The following is a 19,678-nucleotide window of genomic DNA, read 5'->3' as shown; positions in this document are numbered from 1 at the left end:
AGGACTCTGCCGGGCAGGGCTGTTGATCGACTGTCGGTCCGCTGTCGGTCGGCATCGTTAGGCTGGGCGTATGCGATTCGGGGTGCTCGGTCCGCTGGCCGTGTGGACGGCGGACGGTGATCCCGTTCCGATCCCCGGCGCCAAGGTCCGTGCGCTGCTGGCCCAGTTGCTGATGGATCCGGGGCGCGCCGTCTCCGTCGGCCGACTGGTGGACGGGCTGTGGGGGTCCGCGCTGCCGGCCGACCCCGGCAACACGTTGCAGGGAAAGGTCTCGCAGCTGCGCCGCGCACTGGAGCGTGCCGAGCCGGGCGGGCGGGAGCTGGTGGTGTCCGGGGCCGGGGCTTCCGGGTATCTCCTGCGGGCCGGCCCCGAGGCTGTCGACGCGGGCAGGTTCACCGCGCTGCTGGACCGGGCGCGGACCGAGACCGTGCCGCGTACGAAGGCGGACCTGCTGGCCGAGGCGCTGGGCCTCTGGCGAGGGGAGGCGTTCGCGGACTTCGCCGGGGAGCCGTTCGCCCTCGCCGCTGCCGACCGGCTGGCGGAGGCGCGGCTGACGGCTCTGGAGGAACAGGCCGAAGTACGGCTGGAGTTGGGCGAGCACGCAGAGCTGGCCGGTGAACTCGGCGGCCTGGTCGCCGCGCACCCGCTGCGGGAACGGCTGCGCGCCGTACAGCTACGGGCGTTGTACGGCGCGGGGCGCCAGACCGAGGCGCTGGAGAGTTTCGCGGACCTGCGGCGCCGGCTCTCCGACGAGCTGGGCCTGGAGCCGGGACGCGAGTTGATGGCGCTCCAACAGGCGGTGCTACGACAGGACTTGGCCGTTCCCGAGGCCGCCTCTCTCGGTGACCCTGCCGGTGTCGGTCCAGGTGTCCCGCTCGGTGTCCGTCCGTCCCGCCGTACGAATCTGCCCGCCCCGCTCACCGAGATCGTCGGCCGGGAGGAGGACGCCGCCGCGATACGCGCCCTGCTCGGCGCCGCCCGGCTGGTCACCCTCACCGGCCCCGGCGGGGTCGGCAAGACCCGGCTGGCCGTGGAGGTCGCGGGACGGTTCGCCGAGCCGGACCCCGCCGCGTACCCCGACACATATCCCGACGCGTATCCCGACGGCGTCTGGCTCGTGGAACTGGCCGCACTCGCGCCCGCGCCGGGTCAGCAGGCCGATCCGGACGCGGTGAACGCGGCGGCCGAGGCCGTGTTGCGAGTCCTGGGCATCCAGGAGAGCGACGGGGAGAGCCCGGCGGGCGGGGCGCTGTCCCCGGTCGGCCGGCTGGCCGGGGCGCTGCGCGAGCGGCGGCTGCTGCTCGTCCTGGACAACTGCGAGCACGTCGTGGGCCCGGTCGCCGAACTGGCCGCCGCGCTGCTCCCGAACGCGCCCGGCCTGACAGTGCTGACGACCAGTCAGGAACCGCTCGCCATCAGCGGCGAACAGGTGTGGCCGGTGCCGCCGCTCCCCCTGCCGAGCGCCGTCGCGCTGTTCACCGCGCGGGCCGGGGGCCGCGCCGGAGTCGACGCTCGGTCCCACGACCAAGACGGTACGGGGGCGGAAGCCGAGGCCGAGGCGGTCGCCGTCGCCGAGCTGTGCCGCCGTCTCGACGGCATTCCGCTCGCACTTGAACTCGCCGCGTCGCGCGTGCGGACCATCGGCGTACACGGTCTGGTCGCCCGGCTGGACGACCGGTTCACCCTGCTGGCCGTCGGCCCCCGCAACGCGCCCGACCGGCAACGGACCCTGCGCGCGGTGATCGACTGGAGCTGGGGCCTGCTGACCGCGCCCGAGCGCGTCGTGCTGCGCAGACTGGCCGTCCACAGCGGCAGTTGCGCCCTGGAGGCGGCCGAGAAGGTCTGCGCCGGGGACGGCGACGTACGGTCCGCCGATGTCTTCGATTTGCTCGCGCGCCTGGTGGAACGGTCCCTGGTCGTGCTCTCCGACCGGCCGGACGGTCCCCGCTACCGGCTGCTGGAGTCGGTCAGGGAGTACTGCGCCGAACAGCTCCGGGCGGTGGGCGAGTTCGACGCCGTACGCGAACAGCACAGCCGGTATTACACCGAACTCGCCTGCCACGCCGGGCCGTTGCTCCGGAGGCCCGAGCAACGGCGCTGGCTGGAAAGGCTGGACGGGGAGACGGCCAATCTGAGCAGCGCGCTCGATTTCGCCGTACGGCACGGGGCCGGCGAGCGGGCGTTGCGTACGGTGAACGCGCTGGCCTGGTACTGGGTGCTGCGCGGCCGGCCGACGGAGGCCCGCCGTTCCCTGGACGCGGCGCTCGCGGCCGTACCGGCGCCCACGTCCGATCGCGCCCTGGCCACGGCATGGCGGGCGGGTATCGGCCTGCTGCAAGGCGAGCCCCGCGCGGCCGGCACAGACGGCACGGACGGCACAGACGGCACAGACGGGATCGACGGGATCGAGGATCCTCTCGACCGGGCGACCGCCCTGTGGTTCCTGGGCTTCGCGCAGATGGGATCCGGCGATGTCGCCACCGGGGAGAGCCTGGTGAACCGGTCCCTGGAGGCGTTCCACGGCATCGGCGACCCCTGGGGAACGGCGGCGGCGCTGAGCGTACGGGCCCGGCACGCGATGGCCCGCGGCGATCTGGACGCCGTCCGGCGCGACGGCGAACGCAGCGCCCGGCTCTTCGAGGAGACCGGCGACCGATGGGGACGCCTCCAGACCGTGTTCCCGCTGGCCGCGCTGAGCCAGATCACCGGCGACTACGAGCACGCAGCGCGCCTCCACCGCGACGGGCTGGCCATCGCCGAACAGCTCGGACTGTGGACCGAGGCCACCAAGCGGCTGTCGGGTCTGGGCCGGATCCATCTCCTCACGGGGGATCTCACGCGCGCCCGCGAGTTCCACGGCCGCGCCCTCAAGCTGGCGCGCGAACAGAACCTCAGATCCGGCGAGGTCGACGCCGAGATCGGCCTCGGACTCGGCGCCCGCCAGGAGGGGGACCACGACCTGGCGGAGCACCATATGCGCGGGCTGCTCGCCTGGTTCCGCGAGGTGGGGTACGGGCCCGGCAGCACACTCGCGCTGGCGGAACTGGGCTTCGTCGCCGAACTGCGCGGCGACGCCGACACCGCCCGCGCCCTGCACCTGGAGGGCTTCGACACCGCGTACGAACTCGGCGACCCGCGTGCCGTGGCCCTGGCGGTGGAGGGCCTGGCCGGCGCACAGGCCGCCGCCGGCCGGTACGGCGACTCGGCCAGACTGCTGGGCGCGGCGGCGGCTGCCCGCGACTCCGTCGGCGCCCCGCTGCCGCCCGCCGAACGCCGGGACGTGGACCGTGTCACGGCCGTGGCGCGCGAGGCGCTCGGGGCGGCCGGCTTCGACACGGAGTTCGCCCGGGGCGCGCTGCTGGACATGCCGGGGGCGCGGGCTCTGGCGACGAAGTGACGCCGGTCGAAGAGACTTCCAGCCGAGCCGCCGAGTCGTCGAGTTTTCAAGTCTTCAGGTCTTCAAGTCTTCGGTTGGACCAAACACCTTGGACCCAGGGCCTGTTCACGCCCATCTCTACTATTGTCGCGGGATATGTCGGTGGTGTCGGCCGGTCCGACGGCACTGGGCGGTCGGCGGTCCGGCAGTCGGCGGTCCAGGGGTGACGTGGGGATGGCCAGGGTCGTATTCGTGCACGGCGTCGGCAAGCAGTATCTGAGCGAGGACTCGCTGGTCCGGGACATCGTTCCCGAGCTGCGCGGCGGCGTAAGGCTGGCCGGGGCCGGCACCCGTGCCGCGGTGCCCGATCCCGAGGACATCGCCGTGGCCTTCTACGGCGACCTGTTCCGGCCCGCCGGCACCCGCGCGGACAGCGAGAGCTTCCAAGCCGCGGATGTCGAGAGCGACCTTGAGTTCGAACTGCTGATGGCCTGGTGGGCCGAGGCGGCCCGTACCGACCGCCGGGTTCCCGCACCCGACGAGACCGGCACGCGCGGCGCGGTCGGCTGGGCCGCCGCCCAAGGTCTGCGGCTTAAGACCGTGCGACGTGCTCTGGACGCACTGACGGGGGCGGAGTTCCTGGGGGGCGTCCGTGACCGCGTACTGATCGGAAATCTGAAGCAGGTGGTCCGCTACCTCACCGATCCGGACGTCCGCACCCGCGCGCAGGCGCAGGTCGCCGCTCACCTCACCCCGGACACGCGCGTCGTCGTGGGGCACTCGCTGGGCTCGGTGCTCGCGTACGAGGCACTGTGCGCGGCTGCGGAGCGCGGCGAGGAGTTGGACGTGCGGATGCTCGTCACGCTCGGCTCGCCGCTGGGCATGCGCGGAGTGGTACTCAACCGGCTGCACCCGGCGCCCGTCGAAGGCCGGGCGGTGTGGCCGGAGAATCTGCGGGCCTGGACGAACGTCGCCGACTCGAAGGACATCGTGGCCGTCGTACGGGAGTTGAGCCCCGCCTTCGGTCCCGGCGTCACCGACCAGGTCGTGCACAACGGCAGCCACATGCACGACGCGACCCGCTACCTCACCGCGGTCGAGACCGGCCGCGCCATCGCCGAGGGACTGTCGGGGACCGCGGATGAGTGAACAACCCCCGTCCGGTACTTCCGCACGGCGTTACGTCATCGCTGCGGGCACCCGGCACTACACGCACCTCCCCGAACTCCCTGAGGCGCACCGCGACGTCCAGCGGATCGCCGACCTCTTCACGTCGATGGGGTACGAGCGGGTCCTCACCGACGTCTCGTACGACCCGCGCGCCGACGACTTCGAAGACGCGCTGGCCGACTGGTGCGCCGGGGCCGAACTCACCGCCGACGACACGGTGGTCCTCTACTACGCGGGCCACGGCGACCTCCCCGACGCCGGGAACTACCGCCTCGCCTGCGCGGGCACGGTGGAGTCCAGGCCGCGCAGTTGGCTGTCCCCGCGCAATCTGGAGGCCGTACTCGGCGCATCCGGCGTCCGCAACGTGCTGTTCGTGATCGACGCCTGCAACGCGGCGGCGGGCGCGGGCGACATCGCGTCGGCGGCGGACGCCTTCGCCGCCGTCAGACCACGGGGCGCCGAGGGCGGCGCCGGCACCTGGGTCATGGCGTCGGCGCGGCATCGCGATCTCGCGGACGACGGCGCCTTCGTCGCCGAACTGGCCAGCGTTATCAAGGCGGGTGACGGTGCGTCACAGCGCTATCTGTCTCCCGCCCTGCTCGCCCACCGCGTCAACCAGTCCTTCGAACGGGCCGGTCGACGGCAGCGCGCGTCCTGCTCGCTGGCCGACCAGTCCGCGCAACCGCCCTTCTTCTCCAACCCGAAGTTCGACCCGAGCGCCGAGACGGACACCGCCGGGCGGCTCGGCGGCGATGCCTCCGACCGGGCCTCGCACTTCGAGCCCCGGGGACGCGGGGTGGAGCACGTGAGCGACCCGGGTTCGTACTTCACCGGACGCGGGCACGCCCTCACGGCCCTGCGGACGCACCTGGCCGCCACGGACGAACGGCGCCCCCTGGTGGTGACCGGGGCGCCCGGCTCGGGCAAGTCGGCGGTCCTGGGAAAGATCGTGCTCGAAGGCGAGCACGGCGGCGAAGGTGAGGACGGCGGCGAACGCGACGCCGACAACCGGATCGACGTCTCGATCAACATGCGCCACCAGACCCTCCACGACGTCGTCCAACGGCTGGCGAGCGCCGCCGATGTCTCGGCCACGACCGTGCCCGCGCTCCTCACCGCCCTCGCCGGCCGCCGGCGCCCCTTCCGGATCGTGGCGGACTCCCTGGACGAGGCCGGCCCGGGTGACGGCAAGGCCGAGGCACGGCACATCGCGTGGGAGCTGCTGCGCCCACTGGCCGCCGTGCCGTGCGTACGCCTGGTGATCGGCTCACGGCGCGAACTGCTGCTGCACATCGGCGACCGCGCGCCCGTGATCGATCTGGACAGCACGGAGTACGCCGACGACACGAGCATCGCCGAGTACGCGGAACGCGTCCTGACCGATCTCGGCTCTCCGTACGAGCACGCGCCGGAAGTCGCGCGTACGGTCGCCGAGGAGGTCGCGGCACGAGCCGGCCGTTGCTTCCTGGTCGCCCGGATGACCACGACGGCGCTGATGCGCGACACACCCATCGACATCGCCGTGCCGGGCTGGGCCGAGCGCCTGCCGTCCGACGTCAACGGGGCTCTCGACGCGTACTTGGAGCGGCTGCCCCAAGGGCGCAGATCGACGGCGCTCGCCCTGCTGACGGCACTCGCCTTCGGCGAAGGGCACGGCCTGCCCCGCGCGGGCGTGTGGGCGCAGGTGGCGTCCCGGCTGTCCGGCGAAGCGCTGACCGAGGCCCACATCGATGAACTGGTGGACGAGGACGGCTCCTATCTGACGGTGGTCGAACAGGACGGCCGGAAGTACTTCCGCCTCTACCACCAACAACTCACGACCCACCTCCAGACCCGTACGCTCCGCTTCCGCGACCTCGCGGACATCCAACGGTGCTTCGTGGACACCCTGCTGGACCTCGTGCCGCACCGCGCGGACCAGCCCCACTGGGACCGGGCCCACCCGTACGTACGCGGCTATCTGGCCACCCACGCGGCGGCGGCCGGCACGATCGACGACCTCATCGAGGACCCGGCCTTCGTCCTGGCCGCCGACGTCTCGGGTCTGCTCCCGGCGGTCCGGTACGCGCGCCACGCCTCCGTCCCGGCGCTGGTGATCGAACGCTGCTCGGACCTGCTGCGTGCGGGCGACGGACTGGACCGGCCGGCTCAGCTGGCATTCGTCGCGGAGACGTACGGGGCACGGGAGTTCGCGCTGCGGGCGGCGGCGCTGTCGGCGTCCGTGGACCGCCTGTGGGTCGAACCACGACGCGTCACACCGCACCGGATCATCGGCCAGCACGGGTCGGGCAACAACTCGACCACCTCGCTCTTGGGCGGCTGGATGATCGAGGAGGTCGGCACGTCCCGGGGGCGGACGGTGATCCTCGCGGCTCCCCCCTCCGCCGAACACGTATACGTGTGGGGCCTGGACGACCCCTCTCAGTCGGCCTTGCTTCCGCATCCGTCACGCGTCCGGAACCTGCTTCTGCTCAGACGACCTGATGAACAGCCGCTGGCCGTCACCCTCGACGAGGCGGGCAGCCTGCGGGTCTGGGATGTCGAGCACCAGACGCTGAAGGCGCACACGGCTACGAACGGCTCCGAACTGCTGCTGGATTCGGGAATCCTGGGGAACGGCACGCCCGTGGTTCTGTGCCGGAGCCCCCGGGGGATCGAGGCGTACGACCCACTGCGCTCGGTCCTTCTGTCTCTTATCCCATTCGGCTCGTCGCGCGAGGATCCATCGGCCAGGTCCGTGCTCTGGCAGAACCCGCCGACGGCCCGGGTCGTGCACGACAGGGACGGGAGTGCCTGGGCGTTGGTATGCGACGCCGCGGCCGGGAAGGTCACCCTGTTCCCGCTGGAGTCCGACGCCCGGCCACGAACACTGCTCCGGTGGCTCAGGAGCCCGGCCATCACGGCAACCACTCGTCTTCGCGACGGAAGCACAACAGCGGCGATCCACCATGGGCGCCTGCACGGCTCCCTCACCCTGATCGATGTCTTCACCGGACACGCGACATCACATGCGCTCCCCGACGGCTACGGCTGGCCCACGGGACGATTCGTCGGCAATGATCCGGCCAGCTGCGTACTCGTCACCGCCCGGCGACCGTCTCTGCATGTGGTCCTGCTGTCCGCTCCGGCGAAGCCGGCGGTACAGGTACAGGGCGACATCTACGCCTTCGATGTCGCACCGGAGTCTCAGGACGGACGCCTTCTTGCCGTCGGTGCCGGAATGACCGGCGGAGTAAGCGTCATCAACGCGGAGACGGGAGTCGCCGTCGGAAGCCCACTGCACGGACACGAGAGTGCGATCTGCGCCGTGCACATCCTGAAGTCCTCGACTTCCCGCGCACTGGACATCCTCTCGATCGGCAATGACGGCACGGCACGGATGTGGCACTGGAACGAGGAACACGTATCCCAGGACGCCCCGCCCGATGAGGAGGTCAGCAGGAACGCGGCGTCGCACACCGAACTCGTCCTCGGATGGGACGCGAGCCCGACGCGGATTGCCGCCAGTTCCTGGGCCGGCATCCGGCTGATCTCCACCGGCAATCTCAGCAGGCTCACGGACGGCGGGGCTCCTGAACGCACCCACGAGCTTCCCGAGACTGTGAGGGCGGACTTCGAGAGATGCAGCGAGGATCCTGACGGAACGCTGAACCTACTGACCAGGCGGGATCACTTCGAGAGTGACGACAGGGGGTGGCCACTGATCAACTTCTACTGGCAGCGACTCAGCCCTACGGGGGCCGTGAGCGCGGCGGAGTTGGACAAGCCGAGCAAAGCCGGGCGGAACACGGAGTGCCACGTCCTGCCGCCGACGGCGGCCCACCCACGCACCCGCGTGCTCGGTTTTGATCCCGCACGCAACGAGGTATCCATCTCGGTGTCCCCTCGGCAACACACTGTTCTCGCCGCGATGCCACGGTCCCTCCGACTCGACATCCGGATCCGGGATCTCCGTTCGACCGCCTTCGAACTCCGCACCGGTGAGGTCGTGTTGATGGTCTGCATCGGCAATGGGTCCGAGTCGCAGGGCTATCTGTGGGACGCCATCGCCGCGAGGCCCCTTCGTACCGATCCGATAAAACTGATCAGGGACGTTGTCGCCATGGTTCCCCAGCACGGCACCGAAGGTTCGAGATACGTCGCCATGGCCGCCAAGTTCGGCGAGGCGGCTGTACTGGACCTGGTCACATGGCAGATCCACACCGTCAATCCACCACAGCCGGAATCCGTCGGGCGGGGCCACCGGAGTCTCGCCTCCGGCGTCAGCTGGTATCTGCGCTGGGCCGGCGGAGACGACTCCCAGCCGGTCCTCCTGCACATGGACTGCCAAGGTTTCGACGACACGACCCTCGTCCCCGTCACCGTCTGGGACAGCGCCCACCCCGAAACGACGACCCTCCTCCCCATGCCCGCCTACCGCCTCCTGTGGGCCGGCACCGCCCCCAACGGGGAACTCATGGCCGCGGTCAGCGACGAGCACGGTGTCGCCCTCTGCCGGCTGCCCAGCGGGGAGAAGGTCTGGGGCACGCCGATCCCCGCGCTCGTGACCTCGCTCGCCGTACTGCCCGGCTTCGATCTGGCGATCAGCACCCAGCAGGGGGTTGTGCTGGTGCGCCCCCGCCTGCCCGCTCCAGCCGGATCACGACCCCCTTCGACGTCGGCGTATTGCTGACGTCGGCCACGCTGTCCAGCGGCACCAGCACGTTGGCCTCCGGGTAGTACGCGGCGGCGCACCCGGCCGGGGTCGGGTAGGCGACCAGCCGGAAGCCCTCCGCCCGCCGCTCGATGTCGTCGTGCCAGACGCTGACCACGTCGACCCGCTCGCCGTCGCGCAGACCGAGCGCGTCCAGGTCGCTCTGGTTGACGAGCACGACGTGCCGTGAGCCGTGGATGCCCCGGTAGCGGTCGTTCGTCGTGTACGGGACGGTGTTCCACTGGTCGTGCGAGCGCAGCGTCTGGAGCAGGAGGTGCCCTTCGGGGGCGTGCAGCATCTCGAACGTGTTGCGTGTGAAGAGCGCCTTGCCGACGGCGTTGGGGAAGACGCCTTCGTTGACCGGGTTCGGCAGCGTGAAGCCGCCGGGGCGGGCGGCGCGTGCGTTGTAGTTGTCGAATCCGGGGACCACCCGGGCGATGCGGTCCCGGATCGTTCCGTAGTCCGCCTCGAACTCCTCCCAGGGCACGGCCACCCGGTCCCCGAGCGTCCGGCGCGCGAGGCGGCTGAGGATGGCCACCTCGCTGAGCAGCTGCTTCGACGCGGGCTCAAGGCGTCCGTGGGAGGCGTGGACCTGGCTCATCGAGTCCTCGACGGTGACGAACTGCTCCCCGCCCTCCTGGATGTCCTTCTCGCTGCGGCCGAGCGTGGGAAGGATCAGCGCCGTGTCACCGCAGACCGTGTGCGAGCGGTTCAGCTTGGTGGAGATGTGCGCCGTGAGACGGCAGCGGCGCATCGCCCGCTCGGTGACGGGGCTGTCGGGCGTGGCCCGTACGAAATTGCCCGCGAGGCCGAGGAACAGCTTGATCCGCCCGTCGAGCATGGCCCGGATGGAGTCCACCGTGTCCAGGCCGTGCGCCGCCGGGGGCTCGAACGAGAACTCGCGTCCGAGGGCCGCCATGAACGCCTCGGGCATCTGCTCCCAGATTCCCATCGTCCGGTCGCCCTGGACGTTGCTGTGTCCGCGTACGGGACACGGCCCGGCCCCGGGCTTGCCGACGTTGCCCCGCAGCAGCAGGAAGTTCACGATCTCCCGGATGGTGGCGACTCCGTGTTTCTGCTGCGTGAGCCCCATCGCCCAGCAGACGACGACGCGTTCGCTGCGGAGGACGGCGTCGCGCAGCCGCTCGATCCCGGCACGGGTCAGTCCGGTGGCGGCGAGGACGTCGGGCCACGAGACGGTCGAGCGGATGTGCTCGGCGAACTCACCGAAGTCCTTGGTGTGCGAATCGATGAAGGACCGGTTCAGCACGGTGCCGGGCGCGGCGTCCTCCGCCTCCAGCAGCAGCAGGTTCAGGGCCTGGAAGAGGGCGAGGTCGCCGCCGAGCCGGATCTGGAGGAAGTCGTCGGCGATCACGGTCCCCCGGCCCACCACACCGCGCGGCTTCTGCGGATTCTTGAACCGGATCAGTCCCGCCTCCGGCAGCGGGTTGATCGCGACGATACGGCCACCCCTGCGCTTGTTCTCCTCCAGTGCCGAGAGCATCCGGGGGTGATTGCTGCCGGGGTTCTGGCCCACGGTGAGAATCAGGTCGGCGTGGTGGATGTCCGTCAGGCTCACGCTGCCTTTGCCGGTGCCCAGCGTCTCGTACAGGGCGGCGCCGCTCGACTCGTGGCACATGTTGGAGCAGTCGGGGAGGTTGTTGGTGCCGAAGGCGCGGGCGAACAACTGGAGGACGAAGGCCTGCTCGTTTCCCGCGCGGCCCGAGGTGTAGAAGACGGCTTCGTCGGGCGAGTCCAGGCCGCGCAGCTCGTCGGCGATGAGCCCGAGCGCGTCGTGCCAGCTGATCGGCTCGTAGTGCTCGGAGCCCGGACGTTTCACCATGGGTTCGGTGAGCCGTCCCTGCTGGTTGAGCCACTGGTCGGAGGCGCGGCCCAGTTCGGCCACCGAGTGGCGGCGGAAGAATTCCGGGGTGATCCGCCGGGTGGTCGCCTCGTCGTTGACGTGCTTGGCGCCGTTCTCGCAGTACTCGTTACGGTGCCGGGTGCCCGGCTCGGGATCCGCCCAGGCGCAGCCGGGGCAGTCGAAGCCCTTGGTCTGGTTGATGTTGAGCAGGGTCACGGCGGTGTGCGAGGCCGAGGTCTCCGCGAGGGAGTAGGAGAGGGCGTGGGCGACGGCGGGAACGCCTGCCGCCCATGTCTTGGGCGGCGTGATCTCAATCTCGGCTTCGGCTTCCGATTCCGCTTCCGCTTCCGATTCGACATCGACGTCGACGTCGCTCTCGGTCGATCCCCTGGCCGGTCGACTTTCCACCTGAACAGCCTTTCGCCTCAGCCTGTGGGCCAATTGGGCACCTGCGGATGTTTCTGTCCCGAGTCCGGCCTGACATGGCTGTCGCTGATGGCGCCACGCCATTCGCCGGTTTCCCGTCCCTGACCCTCGATGTATTCCTTGAAGCTTTTCAGGTCGTTGTGCACCCGGCGATGCACGATGCCCAGCGCATCACCGGCGCGCTCCACCAATCCGTGCGGGGTGAAGTCGATCCGCAGGGTCACCCGTACCCGGTTCTCGCCCAGTTCCTGGAAGGTCACGGTGCCCGAATGGCGGGGCCGGCCCAGGCTTCGCCAGCTGACCCGCTCGTCAGGGCGCTGCTCCACGATCTCCGCGTCGAACTCATGGGTCATCGGCCCCATCCGGGTCACCCAGTGGGTCATCGTGGACCGGGACTGGTCAATTCGGCGTACGCCGTCCATGAAGCGCGGAAAGCTCTCGAATTGCGTCCACTGGTTGTAGGCCATCCGGATCGGCACATCGACATCACGGGACGCCTCGATGGTGCTCATGAATTCCCTGATCCCTCCGGCGCCGAATTGTGCGACATGCCCCCGCGGGACATACCTGTACGCAGCGTAGGGAAAGCCGTCCCGGTCCGCCCCTCGAAGCACGCGGACGGCGTATTCGACCGACACCGCCCGGCCCGACCCGTATCGCAACCGCTCCCCCCTGGGTGAGGATGACCGGGACCGGACCCGGGCCGGAGTCAGCGGGACCGGAGAGCCGAGAGGAGCGGGTCGTCGTGCTGTTGCGGCAGCTGGAGTATCTGGTCGCGCTCGCCCGCGAGCGGCATTTCGCGCGCGCCGCCGACGCCTGCTTCGTGTCGCAGCCCTCCCTCTCCGCCGCGATACGCAAGCTGGAGCACGAACTGGGCGTGCCCATCGTGCGACGCGGCCGGCGCTTCGAGGGGCTGACGCCCGAGGGCGAGCGGGTACTGCTCTGGGCACATCGGATCCTCTCCGAACGCGACGCGCTGCACCACGAGTTGTCGGTCATGCGCGGCGGACTGACCGGCACGCTGCGCCTCGGCGCCATCCCGACCGCCCTGACCGCCGCGTCCCTTCTGACCACGCCCTTCTGTGAGCAACACCCCCTGGTCCGGGTCTCGTTGGAGACGCTGTCGTCGCGCGACATCACACGCCGGCTGACCTCCTTCGAACTGGACATCGCGCTCACCTATCTCGACGACGAGAGCCTGCGCCACGTACGCAGAACGCCCCTGTACGAGGAGCGGTATCTGCTCCTCACGCCGCACGACAGCGCGCTCGCCGAGCAGCGTTCGGTGCGCTGGGCCGAGGTCGCCGGGGTCCCGCTGTGTCTGCTGTCACCGCAGATGCGCAACCGCCGCATCATGGACGAGTACTTCGCCGCCGAAGGGGCGAGCGTCACCCCGGCCATCGAGACCGACACCGTCGCCGGCCTCTACACGCACATGGCGTCGGGCCGCTGGTCGAGCGTGATCTCGCACGCCTGGCTGCATATGTTCGGCGTCCCCGCGTCGATGCGCGTGGTCCCGCTGGTGCACCCCACGCACGGCCCGCGCGTGGGGCTGGTCATCGCCGACCGCAGCCCCGAACCGGTGCTGGCGAAGGCCCTGTTGGAGACCGCGCGGCGGGTGAGCGTACGGGAAGTGCTGAACGACCTGCTCGACACGGCGCTCGCGCCGGCGGCGGACAGGTAGACAGTCGGCTCCCACAGACAGCCAGCTCCCACAGACAGCCGGCACCCACAGACAGCCGGCACCCACAGATAGCCGGCTCCTATCCCGGCATAGGAAAGTTCGCTTTGCCAGCGCCGACTCCCAGCACCCACCGTAAGAGGGCACCTTCCGAAGCACTCCCGCAGCAACGGACGAGGAGCCGCAACGTCATGGCCAAAATCCTGTGTGTGCTGTACGACGACCCGACCGACGGCCAGCCCACCACCTACGCCCGCGACGACCTCCCGGTCATCGACCACTACCCGGGCGGCCAGACCACCCCCACCCCCGAGGCCACCGACTTCACCCCCGGCCATCTGCTGGGCAGCGTGTCCGGTGAACTCGGCCTGCGCTCCTTCCTGGAGAGCCGCGGCCACACCCTCGTCGTCACGTCCGACAAGGAAGGCGCGGGTTCGGTCTTCGACCGTGAGCTGGTCGACGCGGACATCGTCATCTCCCAGCCGTTCTGGCCGGCCTATCTGACGGCCGAGCGCATCGCCACCGCCAAGAACCTGAAGCTCGCCGTCACCGCCGGCATCGGCTCCGACCATGTCGACCTGGACGCCGCCATCTCGCACGGCGTCACCGTCGCCGAGGTGACGTACTGCAACAGCATCAGCGTCGCCGAGCACGTGGTGATGACCATCCTCGGCCTCGTCCGCAACTTCATCCCCTCGCACCAGATCGTGCTCGACGGCGGCTGGAACATCGCGGACGCCGTCAAGCGCTCGTACGACCTGGAGGGCATGCAGGTCGGCACGGTCGCGGCAGGCCGTATCGGGCTCGGCGTGCTGCGCCGGCTCGCCCCCTTCGACGTGGGCCTGCACTACACGGACCGCCACCGGCTGCCGGAGTCCGTCGAGCAGGAGCTGAACCTCACCTGGCACGAGTCGACCGCCGCCATGGTGCCGCACGTCGACGTCGTCACCATCAACGCGCCGCTGCACCCGGAGACCGAGGGCCTGTTCGACGACAAGCTCATCGGCACCATGAAGCGGGGCGCGTACCTCATCAACACCGCGCGGGCGAAGATCGTCGACCGTGACGCCGTGGACCGCGCGCTGCGCAGCGGTCAACTGGCGGGCTACGGCGGCGACGTCTGGTACCCGCAGCCCGCGCCGGCCGACCACCCGTGGCGCACCATGCCGCACCACGCGATGACGCCGCACATCTCGGGCTCGTCGCTCTCGGCGCAGGCGCGCTACGCGGCCGGTACGCGGGAGATCCTGGAGTCGTTCTTCGCCGGGAACCCGATCCGGGACGAGTACCTGATCGTTGAGGGCGGGGCGCTCGCGGGCACGGGAGCGCACTCGTACTCCACGAAGGAGTCCTGACCTCTCCGTCCCCGCCCCCTCGTCCCCAACCCCTCGTCCCCAACCCCTGACACTCCGACCCCCCGACCCCCGACGGGATTCCGTTCTCCGCGATGTGCGATCGTGCGCGCCATGACGGCGTTCCAGGAGCACATGCGGCGGGCGGGTGAGCGGGCGCTGGAGGCGCTTCCGGCTCCGCTCAGGTCCGAGATCTATGTGATCTCGTTCCGGATCTGGCGACACGACTCGTTCGACCACCGCCACCCGTACCTCGCGATCGGTTACAACACCGAGAGCGAGGTACGGCGCGTGGTGGCCGCGGGCGGCGAGCCGGGCGAGGTGCGGTGGAGTTACGCGTACTGGCTGCTGGACGAGACGACGGGCATCGTCGGCCACGGTCCCGAACCGACGGACGATCCGGTGGGAGCGGCGCTGCACCTGGCCGAGATCAAGGAGCTTGGTCTCTGGTACGAGGCGCCCGACGACGAGGACGAATCGGACGACGAGGGCGACGAGGGCGACGAGGGTGAACAGGACCGCCGGGACGAGCTGCTGACGACCCACTTCGACGACGCCTGCGTCGACCTCGCCCGCCATCTGCACGCGAGCGGCAAGCTCACCGAGATCCTCGGCCGCCCCGTACCGATCGTGCCGTTCGACATGTACCGGGCCGGGTACGAGCCGGAGCTGGCCGAGGCCGCGAACCCGCCCGAGGTGGTGTCGGACTACCTCGCCTGGGCGAGAGCCCAGGAGGGGTGAACGGGCTCACCCATGCACGCGCTCAGCGCATGAACGGGCTCACCCCGCGCGCCTTCAACTCGGCCTTGACCTTCGCCCCGTCGGGAACGTGCCGGATGACGTAGTCGCTCAGCACGGCGTTCGTCAGCCCGCCCATCTCCAACAGCGGCGCGAACGAAGCCAGTTCGGTGGTCGAGGAGAGGCTGAAGTCCACCTTCGCCAGCGCGGGCAGCCCGGCCAGCGCGGAGATGTCGCGCAGTCCGAGCGAGTAGGCCTTGACCGACTCGATCGAGGTGCTGCCGCCGAGGAAGTCGAAGTCCGGCCATCGCTGATACCGGTACTCCAGCTCCCGCAGTGCCTTCATCCCGCCCATCGGCGGCGCCTTCAGCCGGTCGCACGACTCGATCTTGATCTTCCGGAGCGTGGGTGAGTCGGCCAGGCTCTCCAGGGACTCCAGTTGCGATACGCCCTCCAGCCGCAGATCCTCCAGCGGGGCCCGGCCGGCCAGACCGTCCGCGTCGTGCAGGACGTCGCACCCGAAGATCTGCACGCGCCGCAGCTGCGGCAGATCGCCGACCCGGCCTAGATCGACCAGCGAGGGGCAGTGGCGTACGTCGAGAATCCGCAGGTCGGGCAGGTCCGGTGCGCCACGCAGCGTACGCAGGGTGCGGAACCGGTCGATCAACAGCACCCGCAGACCCGGCAGTTCCGGCAGGAACCCGAGATCGGACCCGCCGTCGACGTCCGTCAGGAACAGCCGGCGGGGCGCCGGGGCGCCGGCCAGTGACGAGAAGTCCGACAGGGCGGTGCAGGCGCGCACCCGGAGCAGGTCGAGACGGGTCAGCGCCTCGACCCCGGCGACGGAGGTGAGCCGTTCGCAGTCGGCGATCTCCAGGGTCTCCAGTCCGGGCAGGCCCGCTATCGCCCGCAGATCCTGGAGCTGGGCGCATTCGGTGAGGACCAGCTCCGTGACGTCCGGGTGGTGGCCGAGGCCGTCCAGCGAGCGGAGCCGGCGGACCTTGTCCATCCGCAGCACCCGCAGGCCGGGCATCGCGTCGATGCCCTTGAGGGTGGTGAGATGGGCGCAACTGGTCAGGTCCAGCTCGGTGACCGCGCCGACGTCCGTCAGCGCGGACAGATCCTTGATGCCGGTCCATCCCAGGTCGAGTGTGGCGAGCCGGCGCAGACCGCTGAGCGGGCCGATGTCGCGCAGGCCCCGGCAGCCCTGGAGGCTGAGGGTTTCCAGGGCGGGCAGCGCGGAGCCGAGCCCGGCGACGGACGCGACACCGGTCATGCTGAGATCGAGCCGCCGCAGCGCGCGTGACGTCAGCAACGGGCCGATGTCCTTGACCTTGCGGCAACGGTGCAGCCGCAGACTCTCCAGCGCGGTGAGCCCGGCGAGCGGCGCGAGATCGTCGATGCCCGAACAGCCGCCGAGATCAAGGCTGATGAGGTAGGTGAAGTCGGCGATCACCGTGAGATCGGTGAGCCCGGCGCACCGGTCCAGATGGAGTGTACGCAGGAGGGGCCCGAGGTGCCGCAGCCCCGCCGGGACGACCTTGCTCACCTTGAGATCGGTGCGGTTCTCCCGTACGAAGGCGGGCACGAGCAGCAACTCGGCGAACCGGTCGGGATCGGCGACCTTGGCCCACATCTTCAGCAGCGCGTCGGTCTTCGGCTCCCCGACGGCGGCGAACCGCGCGGCGAGCGCGACCGCCTCCCCTGGGTCGACGGCCGGCGCGTCCGCGCCCCGAACGAGCAGTTCGCGTACGACCTTACGGGCCTGGGCGGCCTTCACGCCGGGCAGCAGCTCACGCAGGGAGTCGAGTTCACCGACGGCGCCGGAGGGACGGCCGTCGATCGGGAAGGTGGTCATGCCACCGCAGGATAGGCGCCGCCACCGACAACCCACCCCGCCGGTCGGCCGCCCACCGGGGCCGGGCCTCGGTCCACGAGCCTCGGTCCACGGGCCTCAATCAACGGGCCTCACGCCTCAGTTGACAGTCCTCAGGCCCCGACCTCGAACGACCGCAGCCACAGCTCCAGCGTGAGGACCAGCCACAACTTGCCGCCCTGGCGCGGCAGCAGCGTCCCCTCCCTCCGCAGCCACGACCGGATCGTGTCCTCCCGGAACAGCCCACGGGCGCGCGCCGAGCTGCCGATCAGCAGATCGTGTCCCAGCTCGCGCAGGGGCCCGTCCAGCCACTGCTGGACCGGCACCCGCATCCCGCTCTTCGGCCGGTCCACGATGGTCGGCGGCAGCAGGTCCCGGACCGCCTCCTTGAGGATCCACTTCTCGCTCGTCCCGGCGAGCTTCAGCCGGGGCGGCACCCGGAACGCGTGGTCGACCACCGCGCGGTCGAACAGCGGCGCCCGGCCCTCCAGCCCCTGGGAGGCGGTGATGCGCTCCACCTTGGTCAGGATGTGGTGGGCGCCCTTGGTCCGCAGGTTGGTGTGGAGCAACTGGTTGAGCAGGCTGGTCATCCGGCCCTGCGCCAGATACGGCGCCAGCAGATCCGTCACCGGCGGCGCGTCCGCCAGCTCGGCCAGCACATCGGGCGTGAGCAGCACCGGCAGATCGCCGTGGCATTTGCGGTATGAGTCGACGTAGGCCCGCGCCCGGGAGTCCACCCCCGCCTCGTCACGGTGCAGTTCATGGATGAGCATCGGCAGATTCTTGGGGCCGCCGAACACCGGGTCGCCGCCCTCCCCGTTGAGCACGACGCTCATCCCGTCCGCCGCGACCGCCTCGGCGAGCATCAGGTTGGGGACGGTGAGCGGGTCGCCGACCGGGCTGTCCAGCAGCGCGACGGTCTCCGGCAGCCGCGCCGCGACCGCCTCGCCGGGCACGGTCAGGACCCGGTGCTCGGTGTGGCAGTGGGCGGCGACCAGCCCGGAGTAGGCGAGTTCGTTGGGGGCGTCGCCGCCGAAGCTGATCGAGTACGACCGGACGGCCTGGTCGTGCAGCTTGGCGGCGAGCGCGGTCACCAGGCTGCTGTCCACACCGCCGGAGAGCAGGACACCGACCGGTTCGGCGGCCGGCAGTCGGCGCGCGGTGGCGGACTCCAGCAACTCCCGCAGTTCCTGGGCGTGTTCGGAGGCTGGCCGCTCGTCGACCGCCTCGACCGGCTCCCAGTACGTCTCCTCCGCGTACATCTCCTCCGCGTACGTCTTCTTCGCGTACGTCTCCTCCGCCGTGGACCCGTCCGCCCTCAGCCGTACGCACCGGCCCGGCAGCACCTCGTGGATCCCGCGCAGCAGGGTCTCTCTGCCGGGCAGATACGCGAAGGTCAGGAACGACCGGACGGCCGGCAGATGCAGCCCGGTGTCCAGCGCGGGCCAGCGCTGGAGTGCCCGCAGGGAGGTGGACGCCGCCCAGGCCGCTCCCTCCCCCGTACCGGCGTGCGCGTGGAAGATGGTCCGGGCGCCCATATGGTCCCGTACGAGGACGAGTTCCTCCCCCTCGGCGATGGCGAGGGCGAACATGCCGTCGGCGGCGGCCAGTCCGGCGGCGCCGAATCTGACGTACACGCGCAGGAGCAGTTCACCGTCCGAGCAGTCGGCGGGGGCGCCGTCCGCGCCGAGCCGGGAACGGAGTTCGGGCGCGTTGTGGAGCGTGACCTCGCCGATCGCGTACACGTCGCCGACCCGGTACGGCCCCGCCGCGACACCGGGCCCGTCGAGCAGGCCGAGCGCGTGCCGGTCCGCCCGCGTCCGGACAGGGCGGCCACCCATGGCCGCCACCTGCCCGGCCGGATCATCGGCGGTCAGAGACGCACACCAGCGGGACATCGCGTCCCCTCTCTCTTCTCTCTTCTCGGCTCCCAGGCGGTGGACGGCACCCCGGCCTGCCTGCTCAGCCGAAGTCGTCGTCGGTGTCGCCGGAGCCGTCGCCCCAGTCCCCGTAATCACCGTCGCCGCCGTCGCCCCCGCCTCCCGAGCCGCCGTCGCCGCCGGACGCGCTCGCCTCGGCCTGGCGGCGCAACTCCTCCTCCTCTTCCGGGGAGAGGGCGGTGGGCGGCATGGTGAGTGCTGCCCCGACGAGGGCGCCCGCGGTCACCGCGCCCAGGACGGTGCCCAGCCGGCCGCCGAACGACGTCCGGTTCACCGTCAACACCCCGTCGCTCCACAGCGTCCGGCCGTAACCGCCCTCCCTGCCGTAGATGGCCGGGCGCCCGTCCCCGTACACGCGCTTGACGATCCGCTGTCCGAGCAGTTCGTCGGTGCCCTCAAGGCCGCGATCGTCCCGCCACCGCACGACGCGACCGCTCGCCCCGCCGCCCGTGCTGCGCCACTCCTGGCGGCCGTCCGAGTAGCGCCGGTGGACGGAGCGGTCCGCGAGCAGCTCGTCGGTGTAGGTGATCTCCCGCCTCTGCGGCTGCGGCACTGCGGTTCC

General features: G+C 70.8%; 11 protein-coding genes. 6 read left to right on the top strand and 5 right to left on the bottom strand.

Going from position 1 to position 19,678, the window contains the following annotated elements:
• Positions 1-70: 70 nt before the first annotated feature.
• From ACFYNU_RS21250 to ACFYNU_RS21240, 3 genes are all read left to right on the top strand, one after another.
• Complete coding sequence (locus ACFYNU_RS21250; protein WP_356590607.1) at positions 71-3,397, top strand: BTAD domain-containing putative transcriptional regulator; 3,327 nt, start codon at positions 71-73, stop codon at positions 3,395-3,397.
• Between the two features lie 213 nt (positions 3,398-3,610).
• On the top strand, positions 3,611-4,525 hold the full coding sequence (locus ACFYNU_RS21245) for an antibiotic ABC transporter ATP-binding protein (RefSeq protein WP_356590605.1): 915 nt from the start codon (positions 3,611-3,613) through the stop codon (positions 4,523-4,525).
• Positions 4,518-9,218 (top strand): caspase family protein, encoded by a 4,701-nt coding sequence (locus ACFYNU_RS21240; RefSeq protein ID WP_356590603.1) that lies wholly within the window; start codon positions 4,518-4,520, stop codon positions 9,216-9,218. The genes ACFYNU_RS21245 and ACFYNU_RS21240 overlap by 8 nt, the downstream gene beginning before the upstream one ends.
• On the opposite strand, the gene ACFYNU_RS21235 is transcribed toward ACFYNU_RS21240, so the two are convergent.
• Together ACFYNU_RS21235 and ACFYNU_RS21230 are read right to left on the bottom strand one after the other, a co-directional pair.
• The gene (locus ACFYNU_RS21235; protein WP_356590708.1) at positions 9,130-11,412 is read right to left on the bottom strand and encodes an FdhF/YdeP family oxidoreductase; all 2,283 of its coding nucleotides are present in this window, start codon (positions 11,410-11,412) and stop codon (positions 9,130-9,132) included. The two genes, ACFYNU_RS21240 and ACFYNU_RS21235, sit on opposite strands and share 89 nt — an antisense overlap.
• Before the next feature lie 116 nt (positions 11,413-11,528).
• On the bottom strand, positions 11,529-12,041 hold the full coding sequence (locus ACFYNU_RS21230; RefSeq protein ID WP_356590601.1) for an SRPBCC family protein: 513 nt from the start codon (positions 12,039-12,041) through the stop codon (positions 11,529-11,531).
• A 233-nt stretch (positions 12,042-12,274) separates the two neighbouring features.
• Here ACFYNU_RS21230 and ACFYNU_RS21225 point away from each other — a divergent pair, with 233 nt between their 5' ends.
• The 3 genes from ACFYNU_RS21225 to ACFYNU_RS21215 all read left to right on the top strand — a co-directional run bounded on the left by ACFYNU_RS21225 (position 12,275) and on the right by ACFYNU_RS21215 (position 15,303).
• Positions 12,275-13,213 carry a LysR family transcriptional regulator gene (locus ACFYNU_RS21225; protein WP_356590599.1) on the top strand — a complete coding sequence of 313 codons (939 nt, stop codon included), beginning with the start codon at positions 12,275-12,277 and terminating at the stop codon, positions 13,211-13,213.
• A 188-nt stretch (positions 13,214-13,401) separates the two neighbouring features.
• Positions 13,402-14,565, top strand: a complete 1,164-nt coding sequence (locus tag ACFYNU_RS21220; protein WP_356590597.1) for an NAD-dependent formate dehydrogenase — start codon at positions 13,402-13,404, stop codon at positions 14,563-14,565.
• Positions 14,566-14,676: 111 nt separating this feature from the next.
• Positions 14,677-15,303, top strand: a complete 627-nt coding sequence (locus ACFYNU_RS21215) for a hypothetical protein (RefSeq protein WP_356590595.1) — start codon at positions 14,677-14,679, stop codon at positions 15,301-15,303.
• A 22-nt stretch (positions 15,304-15,325) separates the two neighbouring features.
• Here ACFYNU_RS21215 and ACFYNU_RS21210 read toward each other — a convergent pair whose 3' ends face one another.
• From ACFYNU_RS21210 to ACFYNU_RS21200, 3 genes are all read right to left on the bottom strand, one after another.
• Complete coding sequence (locus ACFYNU_RS21210; protein WP_356590593.1) at positions 15,326-17,158, bottom strand: leucine-rich repeat domain-containing protein; 1,833 nt, start codon at positions 17,156-17,158, stop codon at positions 15,326-15,328.
• A gap of 131 nt (positions 17,159-17,289) precedes the next feature.
• Complete coding sequence (locus ACFYNU_RS21205) at positions 17,290-19,017, bottom strand: asparagine synthase C-terminal domain-containing protein (RefSeq protein WP_356590591.1); 1,728 nt, start codon at positions 19,015-19,017, stop codon at positions 17,290-17,292.
• Between the two features lie 121 nt (positions 19,018-19,138).
• On the bottom strand, positions 19,139-19,669 hold the full coding sequence (locus ACFYNU_RS21200; protein ID WP_356590589.1) for a hypothetical protein: 531 nt from the start codon (positions 19,667-19,669) through the stop codon (positions 19,139-19,141).
• Between the last annotated feature and the right edge of the window lie 9 nt (positions 19,670-19,678).

The organism is Streptomyces sp. NPDC006643 (assembly GCF_042870175.1).
GTDB lineage: Bacteria > Actinomycetota > Actinomycetes > Streptomycetales > Streptomycetaceae > Streptomyces.
This window is presented reverse-complemented; position numbering and strand designations above follow the sequence as displayed.